The sequence below is a fragment of the Thalassospira profundimaris genome, assembly GCF_003326795.1.
In the GTDB taxonomy this organism is placed as follows: Bacteria; Pseudomonadota; Alphaproteobacteria; order Rhodospirillales; family Thalassospiraceae; genus Thalassospira; species Thalassospira profundimaris_C.
Window position 1 is genome coordinate 21689 of sequence record NZ_JPWI01000014.1, and the last position, 17793, is coordinate 39481.

General features: G+C 54.1%; 12 protein-coding genes. 2 read left to right on the top strand and 10 right to left on the bottom strand.

Features of this window, described 5'->3' with window-relative positions; genetic code table 11:
• Positions 1–48 precede the first annotated feature (48 nt).
• From TH30_RS18175 to TH30_RS18215, 9 genes are all read right to left on the bottom strand, one after another.
• A complete protein-coding gene (locus TH30_RS18175; protein ID WP_258548786.1) occupies positions 49–2481 on the bottom strand; it encodes a TonB-dependent siderophore receptor in 2433 nt (810 codons plus the stop codon).
• A gap of 249 nt (positions 2482–2730) precedes the next feature.
• Positions 2731–3801, bottom strand: coding sequence for a FecR family protein (locus tag TH30_RS18180; protein ID WP_114099530.1), 1071 nt, complete (start codon positions 3799–3801; stop codon positions 2731–2733).
• A gap of 100 nt (positions 3802–3901) precedes the next feature.
• Entirely contained in the window at positions 3902–4426 is a 525-nt protein-coding gene (locus TH30_RS18185) for an RNA polymerase sigma factor (RefSeq protein ID WP_114099626.1), read from the bottom strand.
• Positions 4427–4621: 195 nt separating this feature from the next.
• The gene (queF, locus tag TH30_RS18190) at positions 4622–5089 is read right to left on the bottom strand and encodes a preQ(1) synthase (protein WP_114099531.1); all 468 of its coding nucleotides are present in this window, start codon (positions 5087–5089) and stop codon (positions 4622–4624) included.
• Between the two features lie 4 nt (positions 5090–5093).
• Entirely contained in the window at positions 5094–6236 is a 1143-nt protein-coding gene (gene tgt / locus TH30_RS18195) for a tRNA guanosine(34) transglycosylase Tgt (RefSeq protein WP_114099532.1), read from the bottom strand.
• 6 nt (positions 6237–6242) lie between these two features.
• The gene (gene queA / locus TH30_RS18200) at positions 6243–7295 is read right to left on the bottom strand and encodes a tRNA preQ1(34) S-adenosylmethionine ribosyltransferase-isomerase QueA (RefSeq protein WP_114099533.1); all 1053 of its coding nucleotides are present in this window, start codon (positions 7293–7295) and stop codon (positions 6243–6245) included.
• A 91-nt stretch (positions 7296–7386) separates the two neighbouring features.
• The gene (locus TH30_RS18205; RefSeq protein ID WP_114099627.1) at positions 7387–7932 is read right to left on the bottom strand and encodes a VUT family protein; all 546 of its coding nucleotides are present in this window, start codon (positions 7930–7932) and stop codon (positions 7387–7389) included.
• A gap of 232 nt (positions 7933–8164) precedes the next feature.
• Positions 8165–9691, bottom strand: coding sequence for an inorganic phosphate transporter (locus tag TH30_RS18210; protein WP_114099534.1), 1527 nt, complete (start codon positions 9689–9691; stop codon positions 8165–8167).
• Between the two features lie 171 nt (positions 9692–9862).
• Complete coding sequence (locus TH30_RS18215; RefSeq protein ID WP_114099535.1) at positions 9863–13462, bottom strand: AsmA family protein; 3600 nt, start codon at positions 13460–13462, stop codon at positions 9863–9865.
• Positions 13463–13931: 469 nt separating this feature from the next.
• On the opposite strand from TH30_RS18215, the gene TH30_RS18220 reads away from it, so the two are divergent.
• Together TH30_RS18220 and TH30_RS18225 are read left to right on the top strand one after the other, a co-directional pair.
• On the top strand, positions 13932–14768 hold the full coding sequence (locus tag TH30_RS18220) for a DUF2189 domain-containing protein (protein WP_114099536.1): 837 nt from the start codon (positions 13932–13934) through the stop codon (positions 14766–14768).
• Between the two features lie 265 nt (positions 14769–15033).
• A complete protein-coding gene (locus tag TH30_RS18225) occupies positions 15034–16122 on the top strand; it encodes a lipid A deacylase LpxR family protein (protein WP_114099537.1) in 1089 nt (362 codons plus the stop codon).
• A 56-nt stretch (positions 16123–16178) separates the two neighbouring features.
• Here TH30_RS18225 and TH30_RS18230 read toward each other — a convergent pair whose 3' ends face one another.
• Positions 16179–17582, bottom strand: a complete 1404-nt coding sequence (locus TH30_RS18230; protein ID WP_114099538.1) for an FAD-linked oxidase C-terminal domain-containing protein — start codon at positions 17580–17582, stop codon at positions 16179–16181.
• Positions 17583–17793: the final 211 nt, after the last annotated feature.

Below are 17793 nucleotides of genomic sequence, written 5' to 3' on the forward strand. Positions count from 1 at the left end.
AAGGCCGCAGCGTCATGCTGCGGCCTTTGAATGCTGATCAAAGAAAGATCAGAAGCGATAGCGAAGCGTTGCAAGGATCGAACGCTCTTCACCGTAGTAACAGTTATCCGACCACTGTGTGATCAGGCACGAGGCCACATATTCCTCATCAAGCAGGTTGTTTACATTGATGCGCAGGTCCGTGTTATCAAAGCCAACCTTGGCCATGTCGTAATTCAGTGCCAGATCAAAAATGGTATAATCGGGCACAGTAATCGTATTGGATTCATTGCCCGCCATTTCCCCGACGAAGCGTGCACCTGCCCCGATGCTCAGCCCATCAAGAGCGCCCGAATGGAACCCGTAATCGCCCCAGATCGATGCCATATGTTCGGGAACCTGCATCGGACGTTTGCCGTCCTTGGTATCGCCCGGCGCATCATAGGCCGCGTCAGTATAAGTATAGGATGCGATCACACTGAGGTTTTCATTCAAATTTGCCCGCGCTTCAAGTTCGAGCCCCTGACTTTCGATCTTGCCAAGCGGATCATAGGCAAAGGTCGACGCGTTATAGATCGCGACATTATCCTGTTCGAGATAGAAGGCCGCGGCACTCAGCATAAGATTGCCGTTTTCGGGCTGATATTTCACACCCGCCTCATACTGAGTCCCCCCGGAAGGCTCAATCGGGTTGCCCGCAACATCTGAAGACAGGCTCGGATTAAAGGATTCCGAGTAACTGACATAGGGTGCGACACCATTGTCGAACAGATACAATATACCGGCCCGCTTGGTAAGTTTCTGGCGATCTTCGCCGGTTTTCTTGTTGGTCAGGCGATCAAGTTTTGTAGTTTCCACCCAATCCTGTCGCAATCCCAATGAAAGGCGCCAGTTTTCGTAGGAAAACTGATCTTCAAGATACAAACCCGCCTGTTCAAGCGTTCTGACATTGCTTGTCGTTGGTGCACCAAGCGTAACTCCGGGGCTTCCATAAGTCGGTGAGAACGGATTGATGTTCGAAGCAGACGGAAACTGCCAGCTATTTTCGGTCCGACGGTGCTGATAATCAAAGCCCATCAACACAGTATGATCTATATCCGACGTTGCGAAATCGGCTTGCAGCTGGTTGTCTACGGCATATGCGCGCATGGTTTCATCACCACCGCCATAGGAACGCTTCAGTTCGTCTGTCGAACCAACCCAGCCGGTCTGGTAGATCTGGTCAATATGGACGTCAGCATCGAGAAAACGAAAGTTCTGTCGCGCTGTAAAGGTCTCGTCGAAATCGTGTTCGAATTGATAGCCGACCATATTCTGCGTTCTTTCGAAGGCCTCCAGCGATGGATCGCCATCAAAGAACCCGGTCGAGATATATTTGCCATTTCGCGGAAACAGGGTGCCTTCTGATGGCACGCCGTTATGGGTTCCTCCTTCCGGATCTTTTTGCAAATAAGCCATCAGGGTGACGCGCGTATCATCGGTGAAGTTCGTCGTCAAAGACGGGGAAATTGCATAGCGTTCTTCTTCTGCACCTTCAAACTGGGTATCAGCAGCATCGGCCTTACCAACCAGGCGATAGGCCAGTTTACCTGCTTCATCAAGCGGTCCTGTCAGGTCAAACCCGACACCACGCTGATTGCGGTTGCCATAGGAAAGTTCGACTTCACCCTGTTGTTCGAATTGGGGCTTCTTGCTTGAAAGTGCGACAAGCCCACCCGGGGAGCTCCGCCCATAAAGAACCGATGCCGGGCCTTTGACAACATCGGCACGCTCAACGAAATAGGGGTCGACCTGCATCGAACTATAGGTCGAGTCATCACTCATGGTCTTAAGACCATCAAGGTAAATGTTGTCAATCGACCGGTCGACCAAGCCGCGCAAGATCACGTAATCGTAGCGGTTCGACGCGCCGACCTGCCCGGTAAAGGCCCCGGGGGTATAACGCATCGCCTGCATGATGGTTTGTGACCCCTGATCTTCCATCTGATCACGTGTCACCACAGTAATGCTTTGCGACGTTTCAAGGATGGGGGTCGCCGTTTTGGTTGCAGCCAACGACTTCGTGGCAATGTAACCCGGTACCGGGCCGTCGGCCTTTTCGTCAACACTGTTTGCTTCAACACGGACAGCATCGGTGACGTTTTCACCGCTTGTGGCAAGCTGTTCAATGGTGATCGTTCCACCATCCGTGTAGCGCCAGGTATATCCGCTTCCGCTTAAGAGCGTTCCAAGGGCGGCATCGACCGTCATCTCGCCCTTAAGCCCGGATACCTTCACATCCCCCAGCCCGTCCGAGGGAAACATAAGCTTCAGATTCGCCTGATCGGCAAATGTCGTTAGTGCCCGGTCAAGGTCTTGGGCCGGAATGTTGAGAAGAACCACATTTGACTGGGCGATTTCCGCACCGATTATTTCGGCTGTACCGATTTCGGCAGCATTGCCCGATAGCGGACAAGCTAGAGCAATCCCTGAAATAACTGTGGTCGCCGCAAGACGTCGCATCCAGTCATTTCGTCCAACACCCCCTGAAATCACAGTCCGTTGGCCGCATGCCACAAGCTTCATCACATTCGTTGAATTCATCATAAGGCCTTTTTGGTTCAATTCCCCTGTTGCGAATGATATTAAGAACCGAAATCATTCGCTTTACCTTGTGACGATTTCACCTGACGTGATTTGCACCCCCTTTTTCATTTTTTTGAAATTCTTTGAGAATAGCCCGAAACACGGTCCGAAATCGCACGACCGGGGCTAATAGATGACGGTCAAAAGCGGCAAGCGAACAAGCTTGGCACCCGTTGTCTGCTCCAGAGAATTAAGCAGCTCATCAAGCTCGGCGGTTTCAAAAACGCCGGTAACCCTGAGATTACGCAAAGCATCACGTGCAATAACGATGCGTTCGGATTTGTATCGCTGGACCTCGTCAATCACATCACCAAGCGGACGGTTATTGAAGATCAGCTTTCCGCGTTGCCAGCTGCCATAGCCAGCAAGATCAGCATCCTCGACCAGTTTCGGAACTGCACCATCCTGATAATAGGCTTGCTCACCGGCATTCAACCGAACAGAGCTGCCCGACCGGTTGCTGACCTCAACCACGCCTTCCTGAACGGTGACACCAACGCAATCATCTTCGATCCGGACCCCATAAACAGTTCCAACCGCCATCGAAGCCCCATCCCGTGCTGTGACAATAAAGGGATGGCTGGCGTCCTTGGCGACATCGAAAATGACCTCGCCTGCGGCAAGATTCACCTGTCGGATATCGCCGGAGAAATCGATGGAAAAGGCCGATGATGTGTTCAGATGGGCAACCGTGCCATCCGGCAATGTTATGGTTCTGGAAACCCCGATAGTGGTGCTGTAATCCGCATTCCAGCGTGCCCATAAATCCTGCCCTTGAAGACTACCAATGATGATCAGGGCAAGCATTGCACAAAGCGAACCGACCATAACGCCCCAGCGTTTTGGTCCAAACGACATACGCCCTGTCATTGGCCGTTTGCGTCGCGTTGCCGGTCGACTGACGGATTTGAATGCCAATGTCGGTGAAGCCATCGCCAGATCGTGGTCGAGCCCGGACCAGTTTCGGGCCACCTCGGTCTCGTCAACCGCTCCGAAAAGCAATTCAGCTTCCCGGACGGCACGGGCATGATCGTTGCTTTGGGCACGCCAATGTTCAAATGCCTGGCGTTCCGCATCCGAAGCATCGCCGGATTGCAGACGCACCAGCCACTCGATGGCCTGATCGCTCAACGCGATCATGTCATCGTCATAGCCTTTCAGCACAGGTTGCTGATCTGCGGTTGCACCCGACGTCAAATGCCCATTCCCCGATCAAAATCCGTTCCCGTTCCCGACAAACGGCAATCTCTGTTTATAAGACGAACCAGCCAGGCGAATGATGCCATCAAAACTGACATTATTTTTCATCCCCGGCCAAAAGTGCGTCACGACAATGACGCAAGGCGCGGCCAATATATTTCGCGACCATACTGTTTGAAACACCAAGTTTGTCGGCAATCTCGGTGTGAGACATCCCTTCGACCCGAAACATCAGGAGTGCCGCACGCGCGTTATCGGGTAATTCTTTCAAGGCCCGGTCCAGCAGCATGATCTGTTCGCGCGACAGGTAAATCTTTTCCGGCCCAGGTTTGGGATCACTGATTTTCAGCGCCCCCTCGTCCCCGTCATGACGCGCAGAAAGACGTCTGTCACTTCTGATCTGGTCAATCGCAAGATTGCCCGCCACCCGGTAAATATAAGCCCGCGGGTTATCAATCTCGTCATCGGTGTCGGGCGTTTTGGCAAGACGCAAATAGGTGTCCTGCACGACATCGGCAGCACGCTGGGAATCACCATTCAGCTTCCGGGTCAGAAACCGCAAAAGCTGTTCATAGTTTTCCTGAAAACTTGCAATGAGGACAGATGCGCTTTGACGCGCCATCGTCATTCCCAACCAAACCAGTGTCACAAAGCAGGCAGGTCCCCTGCCATCTCCCTGACTTAGCAGGATCAATTGAAAATGACAATGAGAATAATTATCATTAACTGATGGTATGAAATAACCATGCCCAAAGAAAAAGGCTGCCCGAACAAGGCAGCCTTTCAAATTCATATGTTAACCGTTGTCCTGACGGGCCTAACCACGGCCGCGATAGGGCGCCACACCCTGCTCAGGAATCCAGACGCCTTCGGGGGCCGGGCCGGTCTGATAAAACACATCAATCGGAATGCCGCCGCGCGGATACCAGTAACCGCCAATGCGCAGCCATTTCGGATCAAGTGTTTCAACAATGCACTTGCCAACCTTGATGGTGCAATCTTCGTGAAACGACCCATGGTTACGGAACGAAGTCAGAAAGAGCTTCAGCGATTTGCTTTCTACGAGCCAGTCACCCGGCACATAGTCAATCACGAGATGGGCAAAGTCCGGCTGACCGGTGATCGGGCAAAGCGACGTGAATTCCGGTGCGACAAAGCGCACACAATAATCTGTTCCAGCTTGCGGGTTCTGAACCCGTTCAAGAACGGCTTCGTCCGGGCTGGCGGGCTGTTTGGTGTCGCCACCCAGCATGGTCAGATTGTCGTAAATGGTCTGATCGGCCATGGAATTAATCCTCGATAATTGGCACGGGATCGATATCCCCGCCTTCCTGTCCGGCATGGAAATCACGTGCGAACGCGTCCATCCGGCCTTCGGCAATGGCTTCGCGCATGCCGCGCATCAAATCCTGATAATAGGCAAGGTTGTGCCAGGTCAGCAGAACCGCACCCAGAATTTCACCCGCCTTGATCAGGTGATGCAGATAGGCACGCGAATATTTCGTACAAGCCGGGCAGTTGCACTGATCATCAAGCGGGCGATCATCATCACGATGACGACCGTTCTTAAGGTTCAGGGTACCGCGATGGGTAAAGGCCTGTGCATTACGGCCCGAACGGGTCGGAAGAACACAGTCAAACTGATCAATCCCGCGCATCACCGCACCAACCAGATCAGACGGCTTGCCAACCCCCATCAGGTAGCGCGGCTTGTTGGCCGGTAACATATCGACACAGAAATCAAGCGTATCAAACATGATCTGCTGGCCTTCACCAACTGCAAGCCCGCCAACCGAATGGCCCGGAAGATCAAGTTCGGCCAGCTTTTCAGAACTTTCACGGCGCAGGTTTTCAAAAACGCTGCCCTGCTGAATGCCATAAAGCGCATAGCCTTCGCGCTCGACAAAGGCGTCCTTTGACCGTTTGGCCCAGCGCATCGACATGCGCATGCTGTCAGCGGCCTGCTGTTCAGTTGCCGGGAACGGGGTGCATTCGTCAAAGGCCATGGTGATGGTCGAACCCAGAAGATGCTGGATTTCCATCGACCGTTCCGGCGTCAGGTTGAACTTGCGACCGTCGATATGGCTTTTGAAGGTCACGCCTTCTTCGGTGATCTTGCGAAGCTTGGCCAGCGACATGACCTGATACCCGCCGCTATCGGTCAGGATCGGCTTGTCCCAGTTCATGAATTTATGCAGGCCACCAAGACGCGCAATGCGTTCCGCACCGGGACGCAGCATCAGGTGATAAGTATTGCCCAGAAGAATTTGCGCGCCCGTATCAGCGACATTTTCCGGCAGCATGCCCTTTACAGTGGCAGCAGTTCCAACCGGCATGAAAGTCGGCGTATCAATGACGCCGTGCGCGGTGTGGATGCGCCCCAGACGGGCCTTGCCATCCTGGGCAAGCAATTCGTAGCGAAATTCGGTCATGACAGATTATGTCCGTGCATCAATTTTACTGGCGCATTCAAGCAGGCTGCAATCGCCATAAGAATAAAAACGGTATTCGTTCTCGATCGCGTGGTTATAGGCCGCCTTCATCCGGTCAAACCCGGCAAAGGCCGAAACCAGCATAAACAGGGTCGAACGCGGCAAATGGAAGTTGGTCAAAAGCATATCCACCGCCCGGAACTTGTAACCCGGCGTGATAAAGATGTCGGTTTCCGCTTCGAACGGTTCAACCACGCCGTCTTCACGTGCCGCACTTTCAAGCAAACGAAGTGACGTTGTCCCGACCGCAACAACACGTCCACCATTGGCACGCGTCTCGTTGATCAGATCAGCAATTTCCTTGCTGATGGATCCCCATTCGGCATGCATCTTGTGGTCTTCTGTATCGTCAACCTTGACCGGAAGGAACGTCCCCGCCCCGACATGCAGCGTAATGGTGCGACGGTTAACCCCGCGCGCATCCAGATTTGCCAGAAGTTCCGGGGTAAAATGCAGCCCCGCCGTCGGGGCCGCCACCGCGCCGTCCTTTTGGGCAAAGATGGTCTGATAATCGGATTTGTCCTGATCATCGCCACCGGTCTCGCGACGGATATAGGGTGGCAGCGGCATCACACCGTATTTCTCAAGGGCCGCGATCAGATCGGCTCCCGACCGGTTGAATTTCAGCGTAACCTCGCCGCCATCCTTCTTATCAAGAACCTCGGCCTCGAATTCGTCATTGACCTTGAAGGTTTCACCGATCCGAAGCTTTTTGGCAGGCTTTGCGAATGCAACCCAGGTTCCCAGACCTTCCTGCTTGTGCAGGGTCACTTCGACCTTGGCATCACCGCGTTTGCCAAACAAACGTGCCGGGATAACGCGCGTGTCATTGGAAATCAGCAAATCGCCCGGACGCAGAATATCGGGCAGCTCGCGCACGATACGGTCATGCATGCCATCGGCAGACAGATCAAGCATACGCGCAGCGTCACGCGGGTTTGCCGGATGTTCTGCAATGCGTTCGCGTGGCAATTCGAAATCGAACAGATCGACTTTCATGGATCGGGGTAATTCCGGATTATGGGACAAACAGTTGAAGGGGCGTTTTATGCGCCCCTTCGTTTAAAATCACAAGGTGTTGCGCGACATATCAGCCCTGTGCCGGTTCCGCATTCAGGCGCGGTGTCACCACAGCCATCAACAGACGGAACGGCGCAAGACAGGTCAGCGCCATGATGACCTTGGCGGTAAAATCACCCAGCGCCCAGGTGTCCCACGGAAGACCGGTACCGGCAAACGCGATCGAGAAGAACAAGGCGGTATCCACCGCCGAACCGATCCCCGATGACACCAGCGGTGCTTTCCACCAGGTTGCCTGACGCAGCTTGTCAAAGATCGTCACATCAAGCATCTGGGCAATCAGAAAGGCCGAACCCGACGCAATGGCAATGCGCGTGTCTGCAAAGATAAGCGACAACACAACTGCCAGTGCAAAGCCCGCCAGCACGACAATGCGCGCAGCCCCCGCACCGCGTGCGCGGTTGGTCAGATCGGTCACAAGGAAGGCTACCGGATAGGTGAAGGCACCATAGGTCAGCCAATCCGCCAGAACACCCGGCAGCGGGTATTCAACAAGAATGTTCGACGCGACAACAGTCGCCGCCATGGCGAGAACACCGAAAATGATCGCTTTCATCGTCTTGTCCTTCAACAAGGTGAACCCACGCATAACAAATCTCGCGGCCCACCTTACTGGGCGACGATCAGGACCGGGTTCTTTTCAACTTTGGTTGCCGGGTGTTTACGCCCAAGCCCCAAGAGGGTCAAGGAAAAACGGCGATCAGGGAAACCCTGACCGCCGCTGCAGATCGCTGCAAGCGCCCCGGGGAAAGTGGGACGCCGTGCCGCGAAACTTTATTCTTTTGCGATTACAGCATGATACCACGAATGGTGAAGAACAGCAGCGCGCCAAGGAAGGCACCAGCCGGAACCGTCACCACCCAGGCTGTCGCAATCGTCACCGCATAGCGGCGACGCACCAGAAGACGCTTGCGCATTTTCTGTTCTGCTTTTTCAGCTTCGTTCGGATCAATCTGGCGCAAGGCTTCAAGATGTTCGTCCGCCTGCAGGTCGTCGGGCTTGTCAACCAGCATTGGCGATGCGACCTGACGACGACGATGCGACAGGCTTTCACGCAGGAAGCCGACACCAAACACCGCGCCAACCGCAATATGGGTCGAACTGACCGGAAGGCCGAGTGCCGAGGCCACAATCACCGTCAGTGCTGCCGACAGAGCCACCGTATAGGCACGGATCGGATCAAGCTTGGTAATCTTTGATCCAACCGTCTTGATCAGTTTAGGACCAAACAGGATCAGACCAGCCGAAATACCAATTGCGCCGATAACCATAACCCAGATCGGAATGGGGGCCGAAGTCACGATCTGACCGCTATCGACACCCGACACAATGGCCGCCAGTGGACCGATTGCGTTCGCAACATCGTTCGAACCATGGGCAAAGGAAAGAAGGGCTGCCGAAACCACCAGCGGAATTCGGAACAGCGATGCGATTTCCTTGCGACGCCCTGTCATGGTTGCCGATGCACGATGAACCGCCTTGCGCACCGGAAGGACCGTAATGAAGAAGGCCGCAATACCGATTGCAATCACAACCGATGTATCTGCTTTCCAGAGTTTCTTGACCCCCTTCATCATCAGATACATCGAGAAGGCCGAGACCATAACACCAACCAGGATCGGCACCCATTTGCGGGCAGCAGCAACACGGTCTTCTGTATAGATGATACGGAATTTGATAAAGGCCAGGAAACCAGCGGCGATCAAACCGCCAAGTACCGGGGAAATCACCCAGCTGGCAGCAATCGTCCCCATGGTCGGCCAGTTCACAGCATCAATGCCGACGGCTGCCATCCCGGCCCCCATAACACCGCCGACGATGGAATGGGTGGTCGATACCGGCGCACCAAGCCAGGTCGCAAGGTTCAGCCAAAGTGCTGCGGCCAGAAGGGCGGCCATCATTGCCCAGACAAAGGTCTGCGCATCAGGCATCTGGTTTGGATCAATGATCCCGTTCTTGATCGTTCCAACGACATCGCCACCGGCGATGATCGCACCGGCGGCTTCGAACACAGCCGCAATCAAAAGGGCGCCAACCATGGTTAGCGCCTTGGAACCGACCGCCGGACCAACATTGTTGGCAACGTCGTTGGCACCGATATTCAGCGCCATGTAACCGCCGATCACAGCAGCCGCGATCAGGAAGCCACTTTGCGGCAAGCCACCCATGTGAAAGGCGACAAACGCACTACAGGCAATCAGGAAGACAATGGCAAGACCAAGCTTGGCGCTGATCGAGGCAGTGGCCCCCATCCCCGCATCCATGCGCTTTTGCCACTTGAGGTCCTTATCCAGAGCAGTTTTTTTTACCGACATAATCAACCGTTACCATCAAAGGGAATCGACGCGCGGATCATGTCGAAGCCGGACCCGTTTGTTAAGGTTTTTTTGCCGTTATATTACGATGACCTGTCAAGCATCTGAGGTTAAACGAAAAACGGCCCCGCATGTCGGGGCCGTTCTCGCTGACTTTAGCCCATCAGGGGATTACCGACCAAACTGGTTCAAAAGACCTTTCAAGAGCCCTTTTGCCGCATCTTCGGCCGATCCGCTGCCTGAACCCGAACCACCGCTGCTTGATCCGCTTCCACCAAGCGCCTTGTCGAGAATGTTATCAAGAACCTTCACCGCGATCTTGTCCATGCGACCGGTGATCACAGGATCATCGATCTTGCCTTTGGCATAGACGCTAAAGGGCGGCAGTTCTTCGATCTTTTTGGAGAAATCGAAATCAGCAGTGGTGTCCATCACCCATTTCGGCAGATCAAGTGTTGCATCGGCATCCGCCGTCCCGACCCGCGAAAGGGCTTCGACGCGGGTGGTCTTGGCAATACCGTTGGTGATGGCAATATCGCCTTCAAGCGACTGCAGAAGATCATTATTGCCGACCCCTTCAACCACCATGGCTTGTGGCCCCTGACGCAACAGAGCTTCAATATTCAGCTTCGGATCACTTGACCGCTTGCTTGCATTGCTAAACCGGACTTCGGTCAGGACCAGATTGGCCGTGCCATTCAGCGCAGAAACCAGACGACGTGAAGTATTGCCCGATGCCTTGACATCGAATTTAAGGTTCGCACCGCCAATGACAGTGTCATTGGCAACCTTGATCGGTGTCAGCTTTTCAATCCGCGCCTTGTCAAGGCCGCCCTTAAGGGCAAGTTGCGGAACATCACTATTACGGGCATCGAACGTCCCATTGATGCCAAGATCGCCATCACCCAGAAGCCCCTTAAGGTTCGAGATGGTCAAAAGCCCCTGCACAAGGTTTGCCTTAAGATCCGGCTTCACAAGGCTGTAGGCGTCAAAATCAAGCTGATCAAGGGCGATAGCGATATCCGCATCAATCGACCGCAGGGCCGATACGTCAATAATCGTATCATCCCATGGTGTCCCGTCACGCGCATCGACATTGGTCACCTTCATGCCCGAGGGCAGATTAAAGGCAGCCTTGCGCGGCCCGCTACCCGCGCCGGGCATCAGGCTTGCGCGTTTTTCGGCAGGCAGGAACGGGTCAACCACAAGGCTTCCGCCCGAAAGTGCGACCGAAAGTTTCGGCTGTACCTGTGATGCGTCAAATGTGACCTTCCCCGCTGTTTCAAACGCTCCAACCACAAGCTTCAGACCATCAAGGACGATATTCTGTGCATTGCCCTTGACCGCACTTGAAACGGCAAACCGCCCCAGATTGCCCGACGGTGTATATGTCGGCGCGACAAGATCAAGTGCGCGGTTCAGGCTTGACGCCTGAATGGCAAGTTTGCCGTCCAATCCGGGATTTTCACCCAGCATCTGCGAAACAACACCATCAAGGGCGACCTGCATCAACGGATTGGAGACATCAAGTTTAAGGGACGGCCCGGTAACCGGACCATTCAGACCAAGATTTGCCTGAATGCTTTTATAGCTGCTTGCCGGTGCCGGAAGCGTAATCCCGGTCAGCTTTGCAAAGGGCTCAAGCGTCTTGGCTGTTACCCGAACAGACAACCCCTCAAAGGCTGGAACATCTGCCGACCCGTTGAAGGTGCCCTTGGCAGACGCGGCAAGCCCGGCTGCATCAGAGACAGCAAGATTGGTCAGGGTAATGTCTCGGCCCTTGATGCTGCCATCAATCATGATGCCGCGCACGGCAACACCTGATGAGATAACTTCGTCAGCAGCAAGACGGTAGTTTGCCGCCAAACCGTCAAGCGGCGCCAGGGCATCCCTGATGACCTTAACCATGTCTTCCTTGACCGCAGAAGACTGCGCAGCGCTATCAGTTGACGCACCGCCTGCTGTGGCACCACCTGAAGCAGTATCTGACGATGTTGTTGCAGCGTTATCATTTGCCGGTGCGCTTGGCATATATTGATCAAGATTGATGCGATCAAGCTTCAACCCGATGCCGAGTGCCGGAAGCCCTTCCCCGCTCAGATTGGCGACCACCGCACCACGAATGGCGGTATCATCAATCCGCAGATCAAGATCAGAAATATTAAGCTGATCAGGCGTTCCCTTGATCCCGCCTGTCAGGGAGAACCGGCGCAGTCGATCTGCGCGTATGCCATCGACATCAACACCAAGCCAGCGAATCACAGCCCGGATATTTTCAGATGCAACTTCATAGCTTAATGCCGCCGACAATTCCGGCTTCTGACCGGAAATGCTCCCAAAGACGGCCAGATCCGTGCCCCCCGGAAGACCGGCGGACACCTCGTTAAGCGTCACCTTGCTATCCGCAATCGCGGCATTGATACGCGCATTATGCACAGGCGTCTGGTTATAGATCAGGGTTTCGACTTCAAAGTCGATAGATGCCGTCAGGTCAGACGGAATGGCAGGCGCATTGGCTGCCTTGCCGTTATTTACCGAGCTTTGCGATGGAATGGACTGAGCTGCACCATTGGCACTCTTTGATCCATTCGTGCCTGTATCGGCCTTATCCGGGGAACCGGATGCGGCAGCGGAACCGGATGAAGGTGCCGCCTTGCCGTCACCCATATCAGCCAGAACAAGAATGCTATCAAGATCAAGCTGATTGAACCGCAATGCGACATCCGCGCGCATGCTCGGTTCCTGATCAATCGCAATCGCACCCGATCCACGGGTTTCACCAAAGCGGATCGACAAATCATTCAGCGTGACGGATTTGGCATTGGCGGCAATATGCCCGCCAAGGTTAAAGGGCTTGGCGGCGATATCGGGGATATCCGCACCATCACCTGCAACGCGTAGTGCTGCCTGACGGAGATCGTCGAAATTACCATCAATCTGGCCATCAAATCCCGGATTATCCGAGGACAGATCAACCCGACCACCAACCGTAATACCGCCATCTACCTTGTCGATGCCCAGTTTCAGGCTGACCGGGAAAGGTGCAACCTGACTGATCTGACCAACATTAAAGCCGAATGTCAGCGGGATACCGCGATAAAAAACATACCCTTCACCCTCAAGCGGACCATTCAGGCTGTCTGCCGATACACCAATGGTCAGGCCTTCGATGCGTTCTTCCGAACCCGGAGCACGATAGATGATGGTCGCGTTTTCGATCTCAAGTCGGTCGATCTTGATCGTGCTGGCGATATCGCTGCCTGCGGCATCGTCAGATCCGCTTGCCGGGTTATCGGCACCTGTCTGTGGTTGTACTGGCGTCTGAGAGCCACTTTCGGGCATCGTAATCGTACCTGCATCCGGCCCGGAACGAGCGGCTTGTGCCGGATCGAAGACCAGATTGTTGCTGCCATCTTCGAATGTCTCGATCGCGATTACAGGGTCGATCAGGCTGACTTCCTTGATCTGAACATTGCCCGTCAGAAGCGGCATCAGGGCGACCGACACACGCACCTCTTCGATTGACACCATGTCGGCGTCCTGGGCACCAGGCAAATTGCCAAGGCTGACCTGGCTTGCCGAAAGCGACGGCGACGGGATCAGCGACATGGACAGATCGCCCTCAAGAACAAGCTCCCGCCCCGTGGCATCGCGCACGGCTTGGCTGATCTGTGCCTTGTAGCCATTCCAGTCAATCAGGGAAGGAATGATCAGCAGTGCTGCGACAAGCACCACAACTAATGCACCGATTACGGCAAGGATCTTTTTCAACAGTCAGGCTCCGCTCGCTCACAAGGTCATTCTGCACGTCGCAGTGACCTTCAATGATTTGATTTTAAGTCCAAAAGCATAGGGCTCGTGACAGCTCTCGCAACAGAAAATGGCAACAGAATGTTGCATTCTTCACAGTTCGTCATTTGCACCTGAATATAATGACTTGCCTGCCATCGAGGTGCGCCTTCGGTATCCCGTCTGTTTCATGTGAGAGGCCAAAGGTTCAGCATCAAGCGACAATTTAAAATTTCGAGATTTTAATAAGTAAAAACAACTCCGTAATTAACGGAAAGAACAGCCCAATTCAGATTGATCCGTATGGGTTACTTCCGGATACGGCGGACAAAGCCAACAGGACGCTAGAAATCCCTGATTAAAATGATACATTTTACAAAACAACAAATTCAATCCTGACTTTCATTTCTGCCGAAAGTTTGGCGCGCTTCAAAGCGACAGGGAGGATAAAATGGCCGAGACAATAATCGAAACCCCGGAAAACACGGTCGAACCAAGCCTGCATGGCATCACCATCCGCACCATCACAACAGACCAGTCCGGCTCCTGGTTGCAGGCCGGATGGCGCGACTTCAAACAAACACCGGCCATTGGCCTGACCTATGGTGCTTTTTGCGTTATTGCCGGATGGCTTGTTGTGCTGAGTATCTTTCAAACCGGCCAACCCTATCTGACATTGCCACTGGCCGCCGGGTTCATGCTGCTGGCCCCGCTGGTTGCGGTTGGCCTGTATGAAACCAGCCGGCGGCTTGAGATGGGTGAAAATGTCACCATCTGGCACAGTCTGAACGGTTTCCGACGCAATCCCGGTCAGATCGGGGCCATCGGCGTTGTCCTGATGCTGTTCTTTCTGGCCTGGACGCGTATTGCGATGCTGCTTTTTGCATTGTTTTACAACGGCACGATGCCGTCACTTGATGTCCTGATCTGGGAAACATTCTTTTCACGTGATGCCATGACCTTCCTGATCACTGGCAGCATCCTTGGCGGGGCACTTGCATTTATTGTCTTTGCCATATCGGTTGTCTCGATCCCGCTTCTGGTGGATCGCGACGTTGATGTGATCAGTGCCGTGATTATCAGTGTAAATGCGTTTCGCAAGAACTGGAAAGTTCTGGTCGGCTGGGCTGCTGTGATTGCCATTCTGGCGGCATGCGGCATGGTTGTCCTGATGTTCGGACTGGCCGTTATCATGCCACTTCTGGGCTATTCAAGCTGGCATGCCTATCGCGGAATCGTCGATACCAGCCAGTCTGACGTCCCCCGTTTGCGTCGTCAGGTACCCTGACCGCCAACCACAGCGATAAGGAACACAAACGCCGCCCCGACCGGGCGGCGTTTTCATGTCCGCCGTTCGATCACATTCTGTCATTCGTGGTATTCCTGGAACAATCCGTGCGACGGAGTGTTTAGTCATCACCCGCTGTTGTGTGATGTCATGGAACCAAATAGAGTTCTGGAAATCCCGCCACAAATTGTCCAAATTCTGTCGTCAACAGTGAGCCTGCAAACCCTATTCCTGCAACCATCTGCGTTCATGAGATAAGTTAACCATGTATCAGGCTCCGGCAGTGCGTCATGTTGTCGCCCTTTCAACCTCTCTGATTGCCTTTATGGCCGGAATGGGTGTTGCATATGCACAAACCAATACCGCCGATGGTCCACAATCAACCCGCACACCTGACCAGAAATGGGGGGTATCCCTATCCGTCGAGAACGATCTGTTTACGCCAAGCAATAGTGATCAGCATTATACAAACGGCGTGCGCCTTGCCTTTGTGTCACCAGAAGACAGCGCCCCGGCTGCATTTCTGAATGTCGCCAAACAGATTCCGTTTTTTGCATCCGACGGACGCATCCGCACCAGCTATTCGCTGGGACAAACCATGTATACCCCTGATGACATTACGATTGCGGAAAACCAGCCCAACGACCGCCCCTGGGCCGGAATGCTGTATGGCACCGCCGGACTTTTGTCCGATACCGGACTTCGTAGCGATGATGGCGAAAGCAACTATTCGCGGATCGACACACTGGAACTGACACTGGGTGTCGTCGGACCGGCATCCCTTGCCGATAAAACCCAGGACTTTGTCCACAAGGTCATTGACAGTCCCCGCCCCAAAGGCTGGGACAACCAGATCAAAAACGAGCCGATTATCGGCCTGACCTATGAACGGAAATATCGCAGCTGGTTCGAAGCCGACATCGCCGGGATCGAATTTGATGCGACCCCGCATGGCGCCGTAACCCTTGGCAACGCCTTTACCAATGCGGAACTTGGGACCATGTTCCGAATGGGCTTTGACCTGCCTGCCGATTATGGGCCGCCGCGCATTCGACCAAGTCTTCCGGGGTCTGATTTCTTTGTTCCGGACACCGAAGGGTTCCCGATAAGCGGCTATCTTTTTGCCGGGTTTGCCGGGCGCTATGTGCTGCGCGATATCACCCTTGACGGCAATACTTTTGCCGATAGCGCATCGGTCGACAAGGAACCGCTGGTCGGCGATCTTCAGATCGGTTTTGCGGTCATTGTAGGTCAGGCGCGCCTGACCTACACCCATGTCTATCGTACCCCGGAATTCACCGCCCAAAGTGGTGCGGACCAGTTCGGGTCGCTGTCCCTGTCATTTCGCTTTTAACAAAAAACGGGGCCATCGGGCCCCGTTTTGTAACGCATTTCAAATTGTATGATGATTTAAAGGCCCGGAATCAACTTACCGGGATTCATCAGACCTTTCGGATCGATTGCCGCCTTGATGGCACGCATCAGCGCAATCGTATCCTCGCCATGTTCGGTCACCATGAAATCAAGCTTGCCATAGCCGATACCATGTTCACCCGTGCAGGTACCACCAAGTTTCAGGGCACGTTCGACCATGCGCCTATGCAGACGGTTGGCTTCTTCCATTTGTGCCGGATCTTCGGGATCAAGCAGGATCAGGGTGTGGAAATTGCCATCCCCGACATGACCAATGATGGTGCAGGTCAGCGGGCTCGCATCACAATCGGCACGGGTTTCTGAAATGGCCTCGGCCAGTCTTGAAATCGGCACACAGACATCGGTCGGCATGCCAGCCTTGCCCGGCTCCAGCTGCAGCGATGCATAATAGGCCTTGTGACGCGCAGCCCAAAGCTTGTTACGATCTTCCTGACGGGTGGCCCACTGGAATTCCTCGGCACCATATTCTTCTGCAACCGACTGCACAAACTCGGCTTGTTCCTTGACCCCGGCCTCGGTGCCATGGAATTCAAAGAACAGTGTCGGTGCTTCCTTATGGTCCAGCTTCGAATAGTTATTGACCGCACGTACCTGCAATTCATCAAGAAACTCGATACGTGCAACCGGAATACCGGCCTGAATGGTCAGGATTACCGTATCAACAGCCGCATCCACAGTCGGGAAGGCGCAAACAGCCGCTGACATGGCTTCGGGGATACCGTAAAGCTTCAAGCCGATCTCGGTAATAACGCCAAGGGTGCCTTCTGATCCGACAAACAGCCGGGTCAGATCATAACCCGCCGATGATTTGCGTGCACGGTTGGCTGTCTTGATGATTTTGCCATCCGGTGTCACCACGGTCAGGCTTAGTACGTTTTCACGCATGGTGCCGTAACGAACCGCATTCGTCCCCGACGCGCGGGTCGCCGTCATGCCCCCGATCGAAGCATTGGCACCCGGATCAATCGGGAAGAACAAACCCGTGTCACGCAAATGCTCGTTAAGCTGTTCACGGGTCACACCGGCCTGAACCCGACAATCAAGATCGGCTTCGTTGACCTCGATGATCGCATCCATACGTGACAGATCAATGCAGATACCACCGCGCAGGGCTGCAACATGGCCTTCAAGTGATGAACCGGTACCAAACGGCACAATCGGAACTTCATGTGCTGCACACAGCTTGACGACTTCAGCAACTTCTTCGGTCGAGGTTGCAAAAACAACCGCATCAGGTGGAGACGCCTCATGCCAGCTTTCATCCTTGCCATGCTGTTCGAGTACGGCAGCCGCCGTTGAAAGACGATCCCCCAGCATTTCGCGCAACGTGCTGATCAGGCTTTCGGGGGTTTCGATGCGTTCATATTTGCGATCTGACATGATGTTATTCTTTGGCCTTTAGTTCCTGGTGGCAGTCGGAAAACCGGTTTGTCTTATGCGGGGCCCAAGCCAGTCCCCCGCGACAAGGGGTGTCTACCTTACGCCGGGATCCCCAAAATTGGTATTACCTTTTGCGCATTCCTGCAATTTTGACATTTTTTCCCCTCAGGGGTTGAGCCCTGAGGACAATCCAATATTTTGGAAGATCGAA

Coding starts and splice junctions, on each gene's coding strand:
- TH30_RS18230 (WP_114099538.1), bottom strand. CDS start 17,582: ATGTCAGATCGCAAATATGAACGCATCGAAACCCCCGAAAGCCTGATC.
- TH30_RS18220 (WP_114099536.1), top strand. CDS start 13,932: ATGGCCGAGACAATAATCGAAACCCCGGAAAACACGGTCGAACCAAGC.
- TH30_RS18205 (WP_114099627.1), bottom strand. CDS start 7,932: ATGAAAGCGATCATTTTCGGTGTTCTCGCCATGGCGGCGACTGTTGTC.
- tgt (WP_114099532.1), bottom strand. CDS start 6,236: ATGACCGAATTTCGCTACGAATTGCTTGCCCAGGATGGCAAGGCCCGT.
- TH30_RS18185 (WP_114099626.1), bottom strand. CDS start 4,426: ATGGCGCGTCAAAGCGCATCTGTCCTCATTGCAAGTTTTCAGGAAAAC.
- TH30_RS18210 (WP_114099534.1), bottom strand. CDS start 9,691: ATGTCGGTAAAAAAAACTGCTCTGGATAAGGACCTCAAGTGGCAAAAG.
- queA (WP_114099533.1), bottom strand. CDS start 7,295: ATGAAAGTCGATCTGTTCGATTTCGAATTGCCACGCGAACGCATTGCA.
- TH30_RS18175 (WP_258548786.1), bottom strand. CDS start 2,481: ATGCGACGTCTTGCGGCGACCACAGTTATTTCAGGGATTGCTCTAGCT.
- queF (WP_114099531.1), bottom strand. CDS start 5,089: ATGGCCGATCAGACCATTTACGACAATCTGACCATGCTGGGTGGCGAC.
- TH30_RS18225 (WP_114099537.1), top strand. CDS start 15,034: ATGTATCAGGCTCCGGCAGTGCGTCATGTTGTCGCCCTTTCAACCTCT.